Consider the following 18,903-nt stretch of genomic DNA (forward strand, 5'->3'; position numbering starts at 1 on the left):
GACCATGCATTTCACCATTCAACGCGAAGCCCTGTTGAAACCCCTGCAATTGGTCGCCGGCGTGGTTGAACGCCGCCAGACCTTGCCGGTGCTCTCCAACGTGCTCTTGGTCGTTCAAGGCCAACAGCTTTCGCTGACCGGTACTGACCTAGAGGTCGAGCTCGTCGGCCGTGTTCAGCTGGAAGAACCTGCTGAGCCAGGCGAAATTACGGTTCCTGCGCGCAAGCTGATGGATATCTGCAAGAGCTTGCCCAACGACGCGCTGGTCGACATCAAGCTCGACGATGCCAAGCTGGTCGTCAAAGCGGGCCGTAGTCGTTTTACGTTGTCGACATTGCCTGCCAACGATTTCCCTGCTGTTGAGGAAGGTCCGGGCTCCCTGACCTTCAACCTGGTACAGAGCAAGCTGCGCCGTTTGATCGAGCGCACCAGCTTTGCCATGGCTCAACAGGACGTGCGCTACTACCTCAACGGGATGTTGCTGGAGGTCAGCGCAGGTATCCTGCGTGCCGTTGCCACTGACGGCCACCGTCTGGCCATGTGCTCGATGACTGCCGAAATCGAACAGGCAGACCGTCATCAGGTGATTGTCCCGCGTAAAGGTATTCTTGAACTGGCGCGCTTGCTGACTGAGCAGGATGGCATCGTCAGCATCGTGCTAGGTCAGCATCATATTCGTGCCACAACCGGTGAGTTCACCTTTACGTCGAAACTGGTAGACGGGAAATTTCCTGACTACGAGCGTGTGCTGCCCAAAGGTGGCGACAAACTGGTCCTTGGCGACCGTCAGGCCTTGCGCGAAGCATTCAGCCGTACCGCGATTCTTTCCAACGAAAAATACCGGGGTATTCGTCTGCAGTTGGCCGCTGGCCAGTTGAAGATTCAGGCGAACAACCCGGAGCAGGAAGAAGCGGAAGAAGAAATCAGCGTGGACTACAACGGCGACTCGCTGGAAATCGGCTTCAACGTCAGCTATCTGTTGGACGTTCTGGGCGTCATGACCACCGAACAGGTTCGCCTGATCCTGTCTGACTCCAACAGCAGCGCCTTGGTGCAGGAATCGGATAACGACGATTCTGCCTATGTCGTCATGCCGATGCGCCTGTAACCAGCCTGTTCAGCGGAACCTAGATGTCTCTCAGCCGCGTCTCGGTCACCGGGGTGCGCAATCTGCACCCGGTGACGTTCTCCCCCTCCCCCCGTATCAACATCCTTCACGGTGAAAACGGCAGTGGCAAAACCAGCGTGCTGGAAGCCATCCATTTGCTTGGACTTGCCCGATCCTTTCGCAGCGCTCGTCTGCTCCCCGTCATTCAGTATGAACAACCGTCCTGCACGGTTTTTGGACAAGTCGAACTTGCTGAAGGTGGACACAGCAGCCTGGGTGTTTCGCGGGATCGCCAGGGTGATTTTCAGATTCGGATTGACGGGCAAAATGCACGCAGTGCCGCGCAGCTCGCAGAGACTTTACCGCTGCAACTGATCAACCCGGACAGTTTTCGTTTGCTTGAAGGTGCGCCAAAGATCCGCAGGCAGTTCCTCGATTGGGGTGTGTTCCACGTGGAACAACGTTTCATGTCGACGTGGCAGCGCCTTCAGAAGGCCCTCAGGCAGCGGAACTCGTGGCTGCGGCATGGTACACTTGACGCCGCTTCGCAAGCGGCATGGGATCGTGAGCTGTGCCTGGCCAGTGATGAAATAGATGAGTTTCGCCGAGCATACATCAAGGCTTTGAAGCCAGTCTTTGAACAGACCCTGAGCGAGCTGGTTGAGCTCGAAGGTTTGACCCTGAGCTATTACCGAGGATGGGACAAGGAAAAGGAACTGAGCACGGTGCTCGCTTCTTCTCTTCATCGGGATCAGCAGATGGGCCATACACAAGCGGGACCACAACGCGCTGACTTGCGCCTTAGATTAGGCGCACACAACGCCGCGGATATTTTGTCCCGGGGTCAGCAGAAATTGGTGGTCTGTGCGCTGCGTATTGCCCAAGGGCATCTCGTTAGCCAGGCTCGACGCGGCCAATGTATTTACCTGGTGGATGACCTCCCGTCTGAACTGGACGAGCGTCATCGCCAGGCACTTTGCCGTTTGCTGGAAGAATTACACTGCCAGGTTTTTATTACCTGTGTAGACCACGAATTATTGAGGGAAGGCTGGCAGACGGAAACGCCAGTTGCTTTGTTCCACGTGGAACACGGCCGTATCACCCAGACCCACGACCATCGGGAGTGATTGCATGAGCGAAAACCAAACGTACGACTCCTCCAGCATTAAAGTGCTGAAAGGGCTAGATGCCGTACGCAAGCGTCCCGGAATGTACATCGGTGACACTGACGATGGCAGCGGTCTACACCACATGGTGTTCGAGGTGGTTGATAACTCGATTGACGAAGCACTGGCTGGCCATTGCGACGACATCAGCATCATCATCCACCCTGACGAATCGATTACCGTCCGTGACAACGGTCGCGGCATTCCGGTAGACGTGCATAAAGAAGAAGGCGTCTCGGCGGCAGAGGTCATCATGACCGTGCTCCACGCCGGCGGTAAGTTCGACGACAACTCCTACAAAGTATCCGGCGGCCTGCACGGCGTAGGTGTTTCGGTTGTAAACGCCCTCTCTGAATTACTGCTGCTGACCGTGCGTCGCAGTGGCAAGATCTGGGAACAGACCTACATCCATGGTGTTCCACAAGAGCCTATGCGGATTGTTGGTGAGAGCGATTCCACCGGTACCGAGATCCACTTCAAGCCATCCGCTGAAACCTTCAAGAATATCCACTTCAGCTGGGACATCCTGGCCAAGCGGATTCGTGAACTGTCTTTCCTTAACTCCGGTGTGGGCATCGTCCTGAAAGACGAACGCAGCGGCAAGGAAGAACTGTTCAAGTACGAAGGCGGTTTGCGCGCGTTCGTTGAATACCTGAACACCAACAAGACTCCGGTCAATCAGGTGTTCCACTTCAATATTCAGCGCGAAGATGGCATTGGCGTCGAGATCGCGTTGCAGTGGAACGACAGCTTCAACGAGAATCTGTTGTGCTTCACAAACAACATTCCGCAACGCGACGGCGGTACTCACCTGGTCGGCTTCCGTTCGGCGCTGACGCGTAACCTGAACACGTATATCGAACAGGAAGGTCTGGCCAAGAAGCACAAGGTCGCGACCACCGGTGATGATGCACGTGAAGGTTTGACCGCGATTATTTCGGTGAAAGTGCCGGATCCTAAATTTAGCTCGCAGACCAAAGACAAACTGGTTTCGTCCGAAGTGAAAACGGCAGTTGAACAGGAGATGGGCAAGCACTTCTCCGACTTCCTGCTGGAAAACCCGAACGAAGCCAAAGCCGTTGTTGGCAAGATGATCGACGCTGCTCGCGCTCGTGAAGCCGCGCGCAAGGCTCGTGAGATGACTCGCCGTAAAGGCGCGCTGGACATCGCTGGCTTGCCTGGCAAGCTCGCTGACTGCCAGGAAAAAGACCCTGCTCTCTCCGAACTGTACCTGGTGGAAGGGGACTCTGCTGGCGGATCAGCCAAGCAGGGGCGTAACCGTAAAACTCAAGCGATTCTGCCCCTCAAAGGCAAGATCCTGAACGTCGAGAAGGCGCGTTTTGACAAGATGATCTCTTCCCAGGAAGTGGGCACCTTGATCACGGCGCTTGGCTGCGGCATTGGCCGCGACGAATACAACATCGCCAAGCTGCGCTATCACAACATCATCATCATGACCGATGCTGACGTGGACGGTTCACACATCCGCACCTTGCTGCTGACCTTCTTCTTCCGTCAGTTGCCTGAGCTGATCGAGCGTGGCTATATCTACATCGCTCAACCGCCGCTGTACAAGGTCAAGAAAGGCAAGCAAGAGCAATACATCAAAGACGACGAGGCCATGGAAGAGTACATGACCCAGTCGGCTCTGGAAGACGCCAGCCTGCACTTGAACGAGTCGGCACCGGGTATTTCCGGCGAGCAACTGGAGCGTCTGGTCAACGATTTCCGCATGGTCATGAAGACCCTCAAGCGCCTGTCGCGTTTGTATCCTCAAGAGTTGACCGAGCATTTCGTTTACCTGCCTCCGGTTACCCTTGAGCAACTGTCGGATCACGAAGGCATGCAAGCCTGGCTTGCCCTGTTCGATGCGCGTCTGCGCGTCGGCGAGAAGTCCGGTCTGGTGTACAAGGCCAGCTTGCGTGAAGATCGCGAACGTAACGTCTGGCTGCCTGAGGTGGAACTGATCTCCCACGGTCTGTCGAACTACGTGACGTTCAACCGGGACTTCTTCGGCAGCAACGATTACAAAACCGTCACGGCTTTGGGGCTGCAGATCAGCACGTTGCTGGAAGAAGGCGCTTACGTACAACGTGGCGAACGCAAGAAGCAGGTCAGCGAGTTCAAGGAAGCCCTCGCCTGGTTGATGGCCGAAAGCACCAAGCGTCACACCATCCAGCGCTACAAGGGTCTGGGCGAAATGAACCCGGATCAATTGTGGGAAACCACGATGGACCCTTCTGTACGCCGCATGCTTAAAGTCACCATTGAAGATGCTATCGGTGCTGACCAGATCTTCAACACCCTGATGGGTGACGCGGTGGAACCTCGCCGTGACTTCATCGAAAGCAATGCGCTGGCAGTGTCCAATCTGGACTTCTGACAGGTCGTTGTTGCGCTCATTAAAAACCCGGCTAATGCCGGGTTTTTTTATTCAGTGAGCGAGGATTTCCTTGAGGAACTCTATAAAGACATTGATGCGACTGGAACCCCGGTGGTTGGGCAGATACAGCGCGTTGATGCAGGTGCTCGCATTGCCAGGGTTGACCTCGTATTGCTCCATGACGCGGGTCAGCCGTCCTTCGGCAACGTCGTGACGTACTAGCCAATCGGCCAACAGCGTCACCCCGCCACCGGCCAATGCTGCCTCGCGCAGAATGTCGGCATTGTTGCTTAGCAGCCGGCCCTGCACGTTCAGCCGCATGACTTCCTCATTGCCCAGGAATGTCCAATGGCGGTGGCCCGTGCGGTAATCAAACCGCAGGCATTGATGCTCGAGCAGGTCACGGGGGTGTCGGGGCAGTCCGGTGCGCGTCAGGTATTCGGGGCTCGCCACGACCCAACGCTGGAACCCACCTACCCTTTTGCTGACGATGTCATCATTGACGACCGACGACCCGAGACGCACAGACACGTCGATCTGCTCGGTGAGCAGGTCGGTGACCTCGTCGCTCAGGGAGAGGTTGATTTCCAGGCCGGGATGGCGGTCAAGCAATCGCCCCAGGTGCGGGGCGATGATGCGCCGGCCGAACTCCACCGGGACGCTGGCCCGCAAGCGCCCCTGAGCTTGGCTGCCACGGTCGTTGACCACGGCATCGGCTTCGTCGACGGCTTCCAGAATCTCCAGGGCTTTTTCGTAATAGTGCTGCCCCGCCACGGTGACACTGGTGTTGCGTGTGGTGCGGTTAAGCAGACTGGCCCCCAGCTCGCTTTCCAGCCCCGCGACTTGCCGTGTCACTGACGACGTGGAGATGCCGAGCTTGCGCGCCGCGGATGAATAACCACCGCAGCGTACCGTTTCGACAAACATTTTGAGCGCCAGTAACTTATCCATAAGCCAATACCGAGAGCGAAAAGTCGAGGCACGACTCTGCATGACCGTGCGTTGGGCGTCTTGCATGGCTGTGCTCAAGCGTTAGCGGATGTGCGCGTCGTCTGCGGCTGAATCAGGATGATGAATCCCCATGATCCGGTTGCCCATGCGCACCCCCCAGTCCACCATGCGTTTGCCCTCGGTAAGCTGCTGTTTCTCCCACGCCAGCAGGGCCTTATCCAGATCGGCACTGTCGTCGAGCGCCTGGGCCAGAAACATCGCATTCCGGGCCGCCTTGGCCGTGCTTCCGGCAGTGTGGGGGCGCGGCACAAATGCGGCGTCACCCGTCAACACCACGCGTCCAAAGACCATCCGGGGGACGTCAAGATCGAGGATCGCCTGTACAAAAATGTCCCGGGTCTGGCGAATCAGTTCACGAAACGCTGGGTTCGCGTGCCGTTCGGCCCGTTCCCGAATGCCAGCCTCTTGCTCGGTTGCCAAGGCCCCTGGTGGAACCGAGTGACGACGTCGTTGGCCATGGCGATCAGTGAGCACAGCGTCCAGCTCCGGGCCCGGCGAAGCTTTCAGGTACCAGAGCCAGTTGAACCGTCGCTCGCCGGGCGTCACCGAGCCGTTAACACTTGGCACCATGTACTCCAGCATGAGTGATTCATCGTCTTGCTGGAGCACGAAGTCTTCGTAAAGCGGTGCTTTGGCGAAGTCCGCCAGGGCGCCCTCATCGACCAACCCTCGCCAGACCACATAGCCCGAATAGCTCGCCTGAATCCCCGGCAACACCAGACTTCGCACCGTTGAGCCCGCGCCGTCCGCACCAATGAGCAGGTCGCCCTCGGCGCTGCTGCCGTCGTCAAATACCGCAGTCACTCGACGTTCGTGTTCTGTCAGATCAACCAGCGTCTTGCCACGGTGGTAGTGCTCGGCAGGGAATGCCGCGAGCAGCGCGTTGTAGAGCGTGTTCCAGGACGTTTGGGTTTGCGGCATCGGCTCTCTGTGCACAACCGTGCCTGCTTGATCCAGATAGAGACGATCATGGGACCGGACACCCAGCGCATGGGTAGGTTTGATCTCCGCGTAGCGAAAATGCTGCAAGACGTCCGCTTGTAAAACGATGCCGCCGCCACGGCTGTCGAGCACCGCCGGGGATCGCTCGAATATCTCGACGTGCCAGCCGATTGCGCGCAACGCCGTGGCCGCGAACAGTCCGCCTAAAGATCCACCAATGACCAACGCCCGCCGAGCGTCTGGACGATTCATAACCTTTCTCCTCGTAGCCTGTTTCTCGAAGCCGCATGGGTGACGGTGTTTTAAGCCAACGCCGGATGGTCGATGTTCCCCTTGGCATCGCCGCCGAAAAATGTGCTGGCGTTCGCCAGGTTGAGTTCGGCTGCCTGGCTTCGGCTGAGTCGCTGGATGATGATTTCGGGGGGCTGCGCACCACTGATCACGTCATCCGCGATGCGGATACTTGGCACCATGCGCACACCGGATGCCTTGGTTTGCGCTTCGAGTTTCAAGACTTCGGCAGTGCCTGCATCGGAGTCGAGAAAGTCGACAATTGGCCCGCGCGCCAACCCCGTTTCGGCAGCGATGTCGGCCAGCACCTTGAGGTCGCCGATATCGCGCCCTTCACCGAAGTACGCCTTGAAGATGGCCTTGACCAGAGAGGACGCGTCTCTGCCCGCCTGTTGTACCTGCCATACCAGCCGATGGGCCGCCAGGGTGTTGGGGGTTTTTTCGACTCGCGCATAATCGAACTCAAGACCGATAGCCTTACCCGCGTGGGTGACCTGCGCGTCCATGGCCTGGCTACGCGCCCAGTTGCCAAACTTGGCTGAGCGGTAGGCTTTGCGATCCATGCCCTGGCGAGGCATTTGGGGGTTCAACTGATAGGGCACAAACATGATGGGGTGATCAGCTGAAAGCCCCGAAACGGCTAGCGCACGTTCGAGGTTTTCCTCGCCGATCCAGCACCATGGGCAGATTAAGTCGTAAGTCACTTGAATGGTGGATGAGTGCAAACTCATGAAAGTCTCCGATGTTGAATGTGTTCACACCCCCAAGGTAGGCGTCCGGAGCCGCCCCGAGAATCCATCGGCTGCACAACGCAGCGTTTCGTCAAACGCAACGCCCGGCCGCGTGACCCATTGGCGGCGCGGCTCAACTTAAGGTTTGGCGTCGTTGCGTTCGGCGCAATGTAGCGTTGCGCCAACAGGGTCTACCCCAGCCCGACCGCCCCCTCTAAGCTCGGGTAACAAAAAGTCGCCGTAGGCCCATCGCATGCGGAGGATTGAAAAAGCTGTCGTTAACTCAGTTCGAGGGGCTAAGGCGATGAAACGTCAGACGATCATCGGTGCCATTCTCGCGATCGGCATCGTGGGGATAGGGTTCGCGTTCTGGATGATGTGGCGACCGGCAATTGCCCCGGTCAATCATCCGCAAAGCGCGGATCGCGAAGCCCTGGACAGGGGGCGACGCGTGGTCGAGGCGGGAGACTGTGCGGTCTGCCACACACGGCCGGGGGGCGCTTACCTGGCAGGCGGTCTGCCGCTGGTAACACCCTTCGGAACGCTGTTTACCACCAACATCACCCCGGACCCGGAATCCGGTATCGGCCAGTGGTCGCTGGACGCATTTGAACGGGCCATGCGTGAGGGCGTCGCGCGCGATGGCCATTTCCTCTATCCGGCCTTCCCCTACGTGCATTACCGGAAGATGAGCGCTGCCGATATTGCCGACGCCTATACCTTCCTGATGAGTGTCGACCCGGTCAATTACACCGCGCCTGACAACCACATGGTTTTCCCGATGAACTTCCGTCCGCTGGTGTCTTTCTGGAACCTGCTGTTCCTGCATGGGGATCCACTGGAGCCCCTTCCCGACCGTTCGGCGCAATGGAATCGCGGGCGCTACCTGGTCGAAGGTCCCGGGCATTGTTCATCCTGTCATTCGCCGCTGAATGTGATCGGCGGGGAGAAAAGCAGCGAGCTGTTCAATGGCGCCATCGTCGACGGCTGGACGGCCCCTGCCCTGCGCGGACTGGCGGATGGGCCACACCCCTGGAATGAAGCGCAGTTGGTCGCTTATCTGACGGGCGAGGTTGCCGAAGGACACGGTGGAGCTGCGGGCCCCATGTTGCCGGTCAGCCTGAGCATCGCGCAATTGCCGGCGGAGGATGCCCATGCCATCGCCCGGTATATTCTCGACCTCAAAAAGACCTCCACGGATGAGCCCTCTGCGCCTCGCGCTCCGGCAGCCGCGCCCAGTGCCCAGGCGCTATTGGGCGCGTCGCTGTTCGAGGGGGCCTGCGCGAGTTGTCACGGCAGCGGCGCGCCGATGCGTACCCTTGAATCGAGACCCGCTCTGGCACAGACCTCCGCCGTGATGGCGGACTCACCACGCAACCTGATCCAGACCGTCCTGCAGGGCATCCCGATGTCCACCGCCGCTTCCAGTCACTACATGCCTGGTTTCGCGCAGGTTCTGGACGATACCCATCTGGCCGCCATTGCCGTGTATCTGCGCAACGAGGGCGCCGCGACAAGGCCCTGGACGGATCTCGACAAGACCCTTAAAAGCATTCGGGCTCAGGAGCAGTAACCGTGATCACACTGGATATCAACGGCAAGACTCATCACCTGGACATCCCCGAAGACATGCCGCTGCTGTATGCCTTGCGCAACCAGTTGGGCCTCAATGGTGCCAAGTACGGCTGTGGTTTGGGTCAGTGCGGCGCGTGCACGGTTTTGTTGAACGACAAACCCGTGTTTTCCTGCCTGACGCCGTGCGGCGCGCTGGAGGGAAAATCCGTGCGCACCGTGGAGAGTCTGGGCAGCGCCGACCAGCCGGGACCCTTGCAGAAAGCCTTTATTGACGAACAGGCTGCCCAGTGTGGTTATTGCATCGCGGGGATGATCGTACGGGCGCAGGCGTTGCTGGAGGCCAACCCTCATCCGGACGATGAAACGATCCGTCGCCACATGGCGCCCAACCTGTGCCGTTGCGGCACCCATGTGCGGATCCTGGCCGCTATCAAGTCGGTCATCGCGCAGGGAGGCAAGGTATGAAAAGCTCCCCGCAAAACGTCAACCTGAGCCGCCGCGCCTTCATCATCAACGGTACGTTGGTGATGGGGTTCGCGATGCTTCCAGGGATTCCACGCGCTTTCGCTGACTCCGAAGTGGACACCCTGGGGACGACAATCCTTGCGCCTGATCTGCCAGGCAGCTTGCGGGCCACGCCCCATCTGGACGCCTGGATCCGGATTGACGCGAAAGACGGCATCACCGTCTACACCGGCAAGGTGGAGCTCGGCACGGGCGTCAAGACTGCGCTCCTGCAGATCGCCGCCGAGCGCCTGGAAGTGTCACCTGCGCTCATCCGCTTCCTCACCGCCGACACCGCGCTGACACCCAACGAAGGCTACACCGCTGGCAGCCATACAATCGTCGACAGCGGCACTGCGCTGTTCAACGCCGCCGCCCAGGTGCGTCAGCTGTTACTCGAGTCCGCCGCGCGGCAATGGCAGCTCAGCGTCGACAGCCTGAGCACGCGGGACGCGGTGATCCACGACGTGCAAGGCCGCAGCATGACCTACCTGCAAGCCGTCGCCGGGGTTCAACTGCATCGCTTCGCATCGGCCAGCTCGCCCTTCAAGCCCGCCAGTCGCTTCACTCTGATCGGTACGTCATTGCCTCGCCTGGACATTCCAGCCAAGGTCAGCGGCGGTGCGGCGTATGTGCAGGACATGCGCCTGCCTGACATGCTGCATGCCCGCGTGATCCGGCCTCCCCGGCGCGGCAGCCAATTGCTGGACATTGACGAAGCCGCCCTCAAGGGGCTCCCCGGGGTGGTGAAGCTGGTCCGTAACGGCAGCTACCTCGCGGTGGTCGCCACCGATGAATGGCTGGCGGTCAAAGCCATGCGCGTGGGGTATGCCACTGCCCGTTGGACAGAAGGCAATCCGCTTCCCGATTCGAGCCATATCCATCAACTGCTGACCGAGCTGCCAGCGCGACGCTACCCGGTGAGCGCCAAAGGCAACCTCGGAGACGCTTCGCCGCGCACCTTCAAAGCGCGGGTGACCAAGCAATACCTGATGCACGGCTCCATCGGGCCGTCCTGCGCGATGGCCTGGTTTCAGGACGGCACACTGACCGTCTGGACGCACACTCAAGGCGTCTATCCACTGCGCGCAGGAATCGCCGAGATGCTCGGCCTGCCGGTCACCCAGGTCCGTTGTATCCACGTTGAGGGTTCCGGTTGTTATGGCCACAACGGCGCCGATGACGCCGCCGCCGATGCCGCGCTGGTCGCCATGGCCGTACCGGGAAAGCCGATACGCGTGCAATGGATGCGCGAACAGGAAAATATCTGGGAGCCCTACAGCTCGGCCATGCTGACCGAGGTGGAAGCGGGGCTGGACGACGGCGGACGTATCAGGGACTGGAAATACCAACTCTGGAGTACGCCGCACAACGAACGCATCGTCAATGCCGGGCGCCTGTTACCGGCGTGGCTGTTGGCCAAACCCTTCGCCCCTGCCCCATCGGTCCCGATTGCCCAACCCGAGGGCGACGGCGATCGCAACGCCATTCCGCTGTACGAGATTCCCAACGTGAAGGTCGACATGAATTTTGTTCTGAGCATGCCGTTCAGGACCTCGGCCATGCGTTCGCTCGGTGCCCATATCAACGTGTTCGCCATTGAGAGCAGCATTGATGAACTGGCGTTGCAGGCCGCCGTCGATCCGGTGCCGTTTCGTCTTCAGCATCTGAGCGATCCGCGGGCACGGGCGGTGGTGGAACGGACGGCCAGCGCCTTCGGTTGGCCGCAAAAAGCCAAGGGCCCCGGCAGCGGCAGCGGCTTTGCCTTCGCGCGCTACAAGAACATCATGGGTTATTGCGCCATCGCCGTGCAGCTGCATGTGCAGCGCCAGACCGGGCAAGTGATCATTGATCGCGTGGTCGCGGCGGTGGATGTCGGGCAAATCGTCAGCCCGGATGGCCTGCTCAATCAAATCCAGGGTGGAATCGTGCAGTCCGCCAGTTGGACGCTCTACGAGCGAATTCTCTATGACGCCAGTGGCATGCACAGCTTCGATTGGAGCGGTTATCCCATCATGCGATTCCCCGATGTGCCGCAACAACTCGAGGTGCACATGCTGGATCAGCCGGATCAGCCTTTTCTCGGTGCGGCGGAAATCGTCCAGGGCCCTATGGCCGCAGCGCTGGGTAATGCCCTGCGCGATGCCACCGGCAAGCGTTTGCTGGATCTGCCGCTGGCGCGACGCGGTTGGCAAGAAGCACTGTAATGATGAGCGGTCCTGGTGTTCCACATGTTCCACGTGGAACAGAATAGCCGCTTCGTAGTTGCCGCATTCAGCGTCGCGCGGAGAGTTGTTGCGGCGCCAGGAATGCATCGTGGAAATAATTACGAAACGCCTGCATGGCGGGGCTGAATTCCCGCTCCCGATGCCATGCCAGGCCAACGCTCATGGGGGTCACCTTGTCGGTGACGGTCAGGGTTTCGATGCGCTTGCCCTCCAGCGACCAGGGGCGGTGTACCAGGTCCGAGAGGATTGCCACGCCCCGACCATTGGCGACCATGCTGCGCACAGCTTCGACGGAGCTTGTACGTACCCGCACGTTGGGCTGTTGCTGCGTGTGTTCCCAGTAGCGCATGGCGCTTTGCTCTGCTTCGTCGACGGTCAGCAGGATGTAGGGTTCTTTCGCAACGTCGGCCAGGCTGACCGCCGAACGTTCACACAACGGATGATGGCTGGGCAGCCACAACCGGCGTTCGGAGTTGAAGAGGATTTCCGAGACGATGTCCGGGTGCGTGAGGTTCGCGGTCAGCACCACCGCCATGTCGAATCGTCCTTCCAGCAGCCCTTGCTCGATGGCTGAGCGTTCCTGCTCGTAAACATCGATGGTCACGTCCGGATGCCAGTGTTCCAGTCGTTGCAGGTGGTGGGGCAGGAAGTAACCGATCACGGTGTAGCTCGTGGCCAGCCGCAAAAGGCCACTGGCGCGCAGGTCTGGCAATGGGCTGTTCAATGCGTCATCAACGCTGCGCAAGATCACGTAGGCCCGATTCAGAAAGTGCCGCCCGGCATCGGTCAGGTTCATGCCCTGAGCCGAGCGCTGGAACAGCAGCGTGCCCAGCGTGCTTTCCAGCTCCTTGATCGCCGTGGTCACTGCGGACTGGGAAATATTCAGATGGATCGCTGCTTGAGAGATTTGCCCGATCTCGGCGGTGGCAACGAAGTAACGAACCTGGCGCAGGGTCAGAGACATGGACACTCCGAACAGTGAGGTATCTGTTTTTCAGAAGATATCCTATCTGTTAATAGATCTTCCCAAGGGGCAGAGGGGAATCTAACGTGGCCTGCATGAAGTCACAAGTGCGGGGAACAGGCGTTATGCAGGCAGTAGATTTCAACTCCGACATGGGCGAGGGTTTTGGCCCCTGGACCATTGGCGATGGCGTCGACAATGAGCTGATGGGCTTCATCAGTTCGGCCAATATCGCCACCGGTTTTCATGCGGGCGACCCCAGTACCATGCGTCGCACCGTCGAGCACGCCAAACACCTGGGTGTGGCCGTCGGCGCGCATCCGGGGTTTCGGGATCTGGTCGGTTTTGGTCGTCGACACATCAATGCCCCGGCTCAGGAACTGGTCGACGACATGCTGTATCAGTTGGGTGCCCTTCGGGAAATCGCCCGGGTTCAAGGCGTGCCCCTGCAACACATCAAGCCTCACGGCGCGCTGTACATGCACCTGGCTCGGGACGAAGAAGCGGCCCGCCTGCTGGTGGAAAATCTCCAACGTCTGGAGCCTGAATTGCTGCTGTATTGCATGCCCGATTCCGTGATCTGGCATATCGCCAAAGCACTCGGCCAACCGGTTATTCGCGAGTTCTATGCCGACCGCGAGTACGACCTCAGCGGCTCCATCGTCTTCACCCGCAACGTACGTGCCTACGACCCGGCTCAAGTGGCCGCGCGCGTGCTGCGCGCCTGTCAGCAAGGCGTGGTGCGCACGGTGGAAGGTGAAGACCTGGCAATCGAATTCGATTCCATCTGTTTGCACAGTGATACGCCGGGCGCACTGGCGTTAGTCGATGCCACACGCAGCGCACTCGATAGCGCCGGAATTGTCGTTCGCGCACCGCGCTGAAGCGTGAATGTTTGAAGTCAAAACACCTGGCACTCATAAGCCAGGGTTTAACCCCATTTATTTTTCGCCTGCCTTTCTACAACTATTCCAAGAGGAACAGACATGGCCGAACGCACAGTGATTACCCCATTACCGGGCACCTTCTACCGCAAAGCCACCCCGGAATCGGCGAACTACGTTGAGGTGGGCGCGCATGTCAGCGCCGACACCGTGATTGGCCTGATTGAAGTCATGAAGCAGTTCTCCGAACTGACCGCCGGGGCTGCGGGGCGCCTCAGCGCATTCCTGATCGAGGACGGTGATCCGGTGGAGCCGGGTCAAGTCGTCGCCACGCTCGACGACGAGTGAGGACGCGACCATGACGCAAGCCATCCGCAAATTACTGATCGCCAACCGGGGTGAAATCGCCGTGCGGATCATCCGCGCAGCCAAGGAACTGGGGATTCCCACTGTGGCCGCGTGCAGCGAGGCCGACGTCGATTCCATGGCGGCGCGCATGGCCGATGAGGTTCACCTCCTCGGCCCGGCCCGTGCCGACAAAAGTTACCTGAACATCGAAGCATTGCTCGACGCCTTGAAAGCCACGGGTGCCAACGCAGTCCACCCCGGTTATGGCTTTCTTTCGGAAAACGCCGACTTTGCCGAAGCGGTCCTCGCGGCTGGCGCAATCTTCGTGGGTCCGAGCCCGGACACGATCCGACGCATGGGCGATAAAGCCGAGGCGCGGCTCACGGCGCAAGCCGCTGGCGTACCGGTTGTGCCGGGTTCACCGGGTGAACTGTTCGATGTCGAGTCGGCGGTCAAGGCTGCCGAAGCCGTTGGCTTCCCCCTCTTAATCAAAGCTTCTGCGGGTGGCGGCGGGCGTGGTATTCGTCTGGCGGAAAACGCCCAACAACTGATCGAAGAATTTCCCCGTTCCCAGCGCGAAGCCCAGGCCGCGTTCGGCAATGACGCGGTGTACCTGGAGCGGTTTATCAGCAAGGCCCGGCACATTGAAGTGCAGGTGCTGGGTGACGGTCACCATGCCGTGCATTTGTTTGAGCGCGAATGTTCGCTGCAACGTCGTCGCCAGAAAATTTTCGAAGAAGCGCCGTCACCGGTCCTCACGCATAAGCAACGGGAAACACTCTGCGCCAGCGCCGTACGCCTGACCGAATCCTTGGGCTACAAGGGCGCCGGGACGCTGGAATACCTGTATGACGAGGCAACCGGCGAGTTCTTCTTTATCGAAATGAACACGCGAATCCAGGTGGAACACCCGGTCAGCGAACTGGTTACCGGCATTGATCTGGTCCAGGCAATGTTGCGCATTGCGGGCGGCGAGCCGCTGGGCTTCAAGCAAAGCGACATTCGCCTCAACGGTGCCGCCCTGCAAATGCGCCTGAACGCCGAAGACCCGTCGCGGGATTTTTTCCCCAGCCCGGGTCTGGTCGAAACGTTGGCCTGGCCGCAAGGCGAAGGCATTCGCGTTGATACGCACCTGTATCCAGGCTACCGCGTGCCGCCCTACTATGACTCGCTGCTGGCCAAGCTGATCGTTCACGGCGCGGATCGCGCCCAAGCCCTGGCCCGTGCGCGAGACGCGGTATCGCGCACCACGCTGACCGGCATGGCCAGCACCCTGCCGCTGCACGGCCAGTTGCTCGAACAACCGTGGCTGCACTGCGCTGACTTTCACACGGGCACCCTGGAGCTCTGGCTGGCTGCGCGCCGCAGCGGAGGTGAAGCATGAGTACGCCCATCCGCTACAGCTTTGGTGCTGATGAGCATTTGTTCGCCGAAGTCAGCGAAAGCATGTCCCTGGATGCCTTTTTCAAAGGCCTGGCCGTCACTCGCGCCGTGGAGCGGCTGGCGCTGGATGGCGTGCTGGATATATGCCTGGCCAATGCGTCCTTCCAGATTCGTTTTGACCCGGACCGTATCGACCCCCACACCCTGCTCGAAACGGTGAAAGTCGCCGAGGCCGGGGCCGTCGCCGAACGCACGTTGCAGACGCGCATCATCGAGATTCCGGTGCTCTACAACGACCCCTGGACCCACGAAACCCTGATGCGTTTTCGCGATCGGCATCAAGACCCCAGCGCGACGGATCTGGAATACGCCGCGCGCATCAACGGCCTTGCGGACGTCGAGTCATTCATTGCGGCCCACAGCGGTGCGCCGTGGTTTGTCTCAATGGTCGGCTTTGTCGCGGGCCTGCCGTTCATGTTTCAGATGGTCGAGCGCGAGCGTCAGTTGCAGGTGCCCAAATACCTGCGCCCACGCACCGACACACCGAAATTGACCCTCGGTCATGGCGGTTGTTTTGGCTGTATTTACTCGGTGCGCGGCGCTGGCGGTTACCAGATGTTTGGCGTGACACCCGCGCCGATCTACGACCCGCAGCAGAACCTTGCCTACCTCAAAGACCACATGGTGTTTTTCCGTCCGGGCGACATCGTGCAGTTCAAACCGATCGACCGTGAAGCCTACGACCATGCGGTGGCCGAAGTGGACGCCGGGCGCTTTGATTTGCGGATTCGTCCGGTGGAGTTTTCGCTGGATGCGTTTCTGGCCGATCCCGTTGGCTATCCCAAGTCGTTGCAGGAGGTGTTGGCATGATCAAGGTACTCAAACCCGGTCTCGCCACCTCGGTACAAGACCTGGGCCGCGAAGGCTATTACCACTTGGGCATTCCGCCTTCGGGTGCGCTTGATCAATACGCCCTGAGCGCGGCCAATCAGCTGGTCGGCAACCCGGCCGGTTCGGCGGCGCTGGAGTGCACATTGCTCGGGCCGGAGTTGGAGTTTCAGCAGGATACGCTGGTGGCGGTCAGCGGCGCGCACATGACGCCTCGTGTCGATGGTGTGGAAATGCGCCACGACACCGCGTTCACGGTGAAGGCCGGACAAGTGCTGCGCTTTGATTTCCCCAGGGCCGGCGCTCGCACCTACGTGGCGGTGGCCGGTGGCATTGACGTGCCGGAGGTACTTGGCAGCCGTTCCACTTATGCACTGGGGGCGCTCGGCGGTTTTCAGGGCCGCAGGCTGGTGGCCGGTGATGAACTGCCGGTCGGTATCGCCAGCGGCAAGGGCCGTGAGGGGGCCAGTTTGCCCATGGCACTGCGGCAATCCCTGGGGGGTGAAATCACCCTGCGCGTCGTGCCGGGGCTGTACTACCACCGTTTGACCGAATCCGCCGCCGAGAGCTTTTTCGGTGAACCGTGGTCGGTCGGTTCGGAGGCCGACCGCATCGGCTATCGCTTCAAGGGCGGCAGTGCCCTGAGTTTTCAACCCCGGGAGCAGCCGTTTGGCGCGGGTTCCGATCCGTCGAACATCGTCGACAGTTGCTATCCGATTGGCTCGATACAGGTTCCCGCCGGGCTCGAACCCATCGTGTTGCACCGCGATGCAGTGTCCGGTGGCGGCTACGCGATGATTGGCACGGTGATCAGCGCCGACCTCGATCTGATCGGCCAGATGCAACCCAACCAGAAGGCCCGCTTCGTGGCGGTCACTCTCGAAGAAGCGTTGCAAGCGCGACATTCCTATAAGAAAAAACTCAGTTGCCTGAGCAAGCTGTTCTCTTCCTGATTCTGCCCGCCACATAGCGCGGGCCCTGCCAGACGGCAAGCCAACGCCGCACTTCGGTGCGGTGGCGGCTGCCCGCGCTTCAACCTTTGACTGGTTCTGGAGTTCACGCATATGGCTGGTTTATCGCAATCGAGTCAAACCGGGCAGGATCCGGCTCATCATCCTGTTCCCACCGAGGCCCGCATGGGGCGACTGTCCCTGACCATGGCCTGGTGGGCGGTGTGCAGTGCAATGTTCTACATCGTGGTCGGCGCATCACTGGCGTTGTCCTACGGTGCGCGTAATGCGCTGATCGGGATGGTCCTGTCGGTCATCAGTTATGGATTGGTCAACAGCGTGCTCAGCCGCTTCGCGATCCGTAGCGGCCTGTCAGTGGCGTTGTTTTCACGGCTGTTGTTTGGCAGCACCGGGGCCTGTCTGGCGACGTTGATCTTCTTTTCCACGGCCATCTATTACGCCGTGTTCGAAGGCTCCGTAATCGCCGTCGCGTTCAATCACCTCTACCCTGCCCTTGTCTACCCGCTGGCGGCATTGGCGGTGGTGCTCTACAGCGTGCCCCTGATTCTGGGCAGCGTTCAGCACTGGCTGGACAAATTCAACGGCGTGTTGCTGCCGGTGTACCTGGGTGGTTTGCTGGTGGCCGTGGGCTTATCAATCAGTCGTTACGGCTACCAGCCGCAGTGGCTGGATTTCGGCCCCGAGACGCCCAGTGCCTTTGGCTGGTGGGATTGCTTCGTCGCTTACATGGGCGTCTGGATATTGATGCTCTTCACCTTCGACTACGCACGTTTCGGCAAGCCCGAAGACGCCGAGTATCACGGCCGCTGGAATTTCGGCATGCCGTTCTACGCGACAGCGTTTCTGCTCAATGGTGCAGCCGGCATCTATCTGGTCAGCAGTATTCCCCACGAAGGCGCGCTGAACGAAGTCTCGGTGGTGATGGCGATTCTGCAGTTGATGGGCTTGTGGGGATTACTGTTTGTCTGGGCCACGCAAACCCGGATCAACACCGCCAATTACTACCTGGCGACCTTGAACATACAGGCATTCTTTGGCCGTTTTGGCCTGCGCGGTTCTTACCTGATGTGGGCGTTGGCGGTCGGGGTGATTGTCTACGGCTTGATGCTCGCGGACGTGTTTGCCTACCTCCTCAAGGCGCTGGCCTATCAGGGGATATTCGTGGTGGCGTGGGTCGGCGTCGCATTGGCGCAGATTATCTATGGTCGCAGCGACGTCGCGGCACTCAATCAGGTGCCCGCGTTCAACCCCGTGGGCTTGACGGCCTGGTTCGGCGCCACGGCGTTGGGGCTTGCATTGATGTTTGCTGGCGGCGGCCTTGCCAGCTTCTCCGCGCCCGCTACGGTGATCGTTGCCTTTGCCCTGCAGTCGGGGCTGGCCCATCGAAGCCGGTTACCGTTGGCGGGGTAGCGTTTTTCAGTCACTCGGTCTGCATTCGCGGACGGGTTCCAGTGACTGTTTTTGGCTGACAGCGACGGGGTGGCTAACCCGTCGCTGATCCCCACTCACCGTTTTGTCTGTCAGCG

Annotated in this window: 16 protein-coding genes; 12 read left to right on the plus strand and 4 right to left on the minus strand. The window is 59.9% G+C overall.

The window, feature by feature from the left end:
- Nucleotides 1-4 precede the first annotated feature (4 nt).
- From dnaN to gyrB, 3 genes are read left to right on the plus strand one after another with little or no spacing between them, the layout of a single operon-like run.
- On the plus strand, nt 5-1,108 hold the full coding sequence (dnaN, locus tag ACP7B0_RS16765) for a DNA polymerase III subunit beta (RefSeq protein WP_426142556.1): 1,104 nt from the start codon (nt 5-7) through the stop codon (nt 1,106-1,108).
- 23 nt (nt 1,109-1,131) lie between these two features.
- Nucleotides 1,132-2,235 carry a DNA replication/repair protein RecF gene (gene recF / locus ACP7B0_RS16770; protein WP_426142557.1) on the plus strand — a complete coding sequence of 368 codons (1,104 nt, stop codon included), beginning with the start codon at nt 1,132-1,134 and terminating at the stop codon, nt 2,233-2,235.
- 4 nt (nt 2,236-2,239) lie between these two features.
- Complete coding sequence (gene gyrB / locus ACP7B0_RS16775) at nt 2,240-4,657, plus strand: DNA topoisomerase (ATP-hydrolyzing) subunit B (RefSeq protein ID WP_426142559.1); 2,418 nt, start codon at nt 2,240-2,242, stop codon at nt 4,655-4,657.
- A gap of 51 nt (nt 4,658-4,708) precedes the next feature.
- Here the strand turns inward: gyrB and ACP7B0_RS16780 are convergent, their stop codons facing one another.
- The 3 genes from ACP7B0_RS16780 to ACP7B0_RS16790 form a co-directional block, all read right to left on the minus strand.
- Nucleotides 4,709-5,608 carry a LysR family transcriptional regulator gene (locus tag ACP7B0_RS16780; RefSeq protein WP_426142560.1) on the minus strand — a complete coding sequence of 300 codons (900 nt, stop codon included), beginning with the start codon at nt 5,606-5,608 and terminating at the stop codon, nt 4,709-4,711.
- An 81-nt stretch (nt 5,609-5,689) separates the two neighbouring features.
- Complete coding sequence (locus tag ACP7B0_RS16785; protein WP_426142561.1) at nt 5,690-6,862, minus strand: FAD binding domain-containing protein; 1,173 nt, start codon at nt 6,860-6,862, stop codon at nt 5,690-5,692.
- Between the two features lie 50 nt (nt 6,863-6,912).
- Nucleotides 6,913-7,632, minus strand: coding sequence for a DsbA family oxidoreductase (locus ACP7B0_RS16790; protein ID WP_426142562.1), 720 nt, complete (start codon nt 7,630-7,632; stop codon nt 6,913-6,915).
- 304 nt (nt 7,633-7,936) lie between these two features.
- Between ACP7B0_RS16790 and ACP7B0_RS16795 the strand changes: the two genes are divergently transcribed.
- Genes ACP7B0_RS16795 through ACP7B0_RS16805 form a run of 3 tightly spaced genes read left to right on the plus strand, consistent with a single transcriptional unit; the run spans nt 7,937 to nt 11,918 of the window.
- A complete protein-coding gene (locus ACP7B0_RS16795; protein ID WP_426142564.1) occupies nt 7,937-9,205 on the plus strand; it encodes a c-type cytochrome in 1,269 nt (422 codons plus the stop codon).
- Between the two features lie 2 nt (nt 9,206-9,207).
- Entirely contained in the window at nt 9,208-9,672 is a 465-nt protein-coding gene (locus ACP7B0_RS16800) for a (2Fe-2S)-binding protein (RefSeq protein WP_426142566.1), read from the plus strand.
- Complete coding sequence (locus ACP7B0_RS16805) at nt 9,669-11,918, plus strand: molybdopterin cofactor-binding domain-containing protein (RefSeq protein ID WP_426142567.1); 2,250 nt, start codon at nt 9,669-9,671, stop codon at nt 11,916-11,918. The genes ACP7B0_RS16800 and ACP7B0_RS16805 overlap by 4 nt, the downstream gene beginning before the upstream one ends.
- A 67-nt stretch (nt 11,919-11,985) precedes the next feature.
- On the opposite strand, the gene ACP7B0_RS16810 is transcribed toward ACP7B0_RS16805, so the two are convergent.
- Nucleotides 11,986-12,903 (minus strand): LysR family transcriptional regulator, encoded by a 918-nt coding sequence (locus tag ACP7B0_RS16810; protein WP_426142569.1) that lies wholly within the window; start codon nt 12,901-12,903, stop codon nt 11,986-11,988.
- A gap of 125 nt (nt 12,904-13,028) precedes the next feature.
- Between ACP7B0_RS16810 and ACP7B0_RS16815 the strand changes: the two genes are divergently transcribed.
- The 6 genes from ACP7B0_RS16815 (at nt 13,029) to ACP7B0_RS16840 (ending at nt 18,787) form a co-directional block, all read left to right on the plus strand.
- A complete protein-coding gene (locus tag ACP7B0_RS16815) occupies nt 13,029-13,787 on the plus strand; it encodes a 5-oxoprolinase subunit PxpA (protein WP_426142570.1) in 759 nt (252 codons plus the stop codon).
- A gap of 102 nt (nt 13,788-13,889) precedes the next feature.
- Complete coding sequence (locus ACP7B0_RS16820) at nt 13,890-14,135, plus strand: acetyl-CoA carboxylase (RefSeq protein WP_426142571.1); 246 nt, start codon at nt 13,890-13,892, stop codon at nt 14,133-14,135.
- Between the two features lie 10 nt (nt 14,136-14,145).
- Complete coding sequence (locus tag ACP7B0_RS16825) at nt 14,146-15,519, plus strand: acetyl-CoA carboxylase biotin carboxylase subunit (RefSeq protein WP_426142572.1); 1,374 nt, start codon at nt 14,146-14,148, stop codon at nt 15,517-15,519.
- On the plus strand, nt 15,516-16,388 hold the full coding sequence (locus ACP7B0_RS16830; RefSeq protein WP_426142573.1) for a 5-oxoprolinase subunit B family protein: 873 nt from the start codon (nt 15,516-15,518) through the stop codon (nt 16,386-16,388). The genes ACP7B0_RS16825 and ACP7B0_RS16830 overlap by 4 nt, the downstream gene beginning before the upstream one ends.
- On the plus strand, nt 16,385-17,359 hold the full coding sequence (locus ACP7B0_RS16835) for a biotin-dependent carboxyltransferase family protein (RefSeq protein ID WP_426142574.1): 975 nt from the start codon (nt 16,385-16,387) through the stop codon (nt 17,357-17,359). Before ACP7B0_RS16830 ends, ACP7B0_RS16835 begins: the two co-directional genes overlap by 4 nt.
- A 111-nt stretch (nt 17,360-17,470) precedes the next feature.
- On the plus strand, nt 17,471-18,787 hold the full coding sequence (locus tag ACP7B0_RS16840) for a purine-cytosine permease family protein (protein WP_426142575.1): 1,317 nt from the start codon (nt 17,471-17,473) through the stop codon (nt 18,785-18,787).
- The last annotated feature ends 116 nt before the right edge of the window (nt 18,788-18,903 follow it).

Source organism: Pseudomonas sp. DWP3-1-2, from assembly GCF_049896285.1.
Lineage (GTDB): Bacteria > Pseudomonadota > Gammaproteobacteria > Pseudomonadales > Pseudomonadaceae > Aquipseudomonas.

Coding starts and splice junctions, on each gene's coding strand:
- dnaN (WP_426142556.1), top strand. CDS start 5: ATGCATTTCACCATTCAACGCGAAGCCCTGTTGAAACCCCTGCAATTG.
- recF (WP_426142557.1), top strand. CDS start 1,132: ATGTCTCTCAGCCGCGTCTCGGTCACCGGGGTGCGCAATCTGCACCCG.
- gyrB (WP_426142559.1), top strand. CDS start 2,240: ATGAGCGAAAACCAAACGTACGACTCCTCCAGCATTAAAGTGCTGAAA.
- ACP7B0_RS16780 (WP_426142560.1), bottom strand. CDS start 5,608: ATGGATAAGTTACTGGCGCTCAAAATGTTTGTCGAAACGGTACGCTGC.
- ACP7B0_RS16785 (WP_426142561.1), bottom strand. CDS start 6,862: ATGAATCGTCCAGACGCTCGGCGGGCGTTGGTCATTGGTGGATCTTTA.
- ACP7B0_RS16790 (WP_426142562.1), bottom strand. CDS start 7,632: ATGAGTTTGCACTCATCCACCATTCAAGTGACTTACGACTTAATCTGC.
- ACP7B0_RS16795 (WP_426142564.1), top strand. CDS start 7,937: ATGAAACGTCAGACGATCATCGGTGCCATTCTCGCGATCGGCATCGTG.
- ACP7B0_RS16805 (WP_426142567.1), top strand. CDS start 9,669: ATGAAAAGCTCCCCGCAAAACGTCAACCTGAGCCGCCGCGCCTTCATC.
- ACP7B0_RS16810 (WP_426142569.1), bottom strand. CDS start 12,903: ATGTCTCTGACCCTGCGCCAGGTTCGTTACTTCGTTGCCACCGCCGAG.
- ACP7B0_RS16815 (WP_426142570.1), top strand. CDS start 13,029: ATGCAGGCAGTAGATTTCAACTCCGACATGGGCGAGGGTTTTGGCCCC.
- ACP7B0_RS16820 (WP_426142571.1), top strand. CDS start 13,890: ATGGCCGAACGCACAGTGATTACCCCATTACCGGGCACCTTCTACCGC.
- ACP7B0_RS16825 (WP_426142572.1), top strand. CDS start 14,146: ATGACGCAAGCCATCCGCAAATTACTGATCGCCAACCGGGGTGAAATC.
- ACP7B0_RS16830 (WP_426142573.1), top strand. CDS start 15,516: ATGAGTACGCCCATCCGCTACAGCTTTGGTGCTGATGAGCATTTGTTC.
- ACP7B0_RS16835 (WP_426142574.1), top strand. CDS start 16,385: ATGATCAAGGTACTCAAACCCGGTCTCGCCACCTCGGTACAAGACCTG.
- ACP7B0_RS16840 (WP_426142575.1), top strand. CDS start 17,471: ATGGCTGGTTTATCGCAATCGAGTCAAACCGGGCAGGATCCGGCTCAT.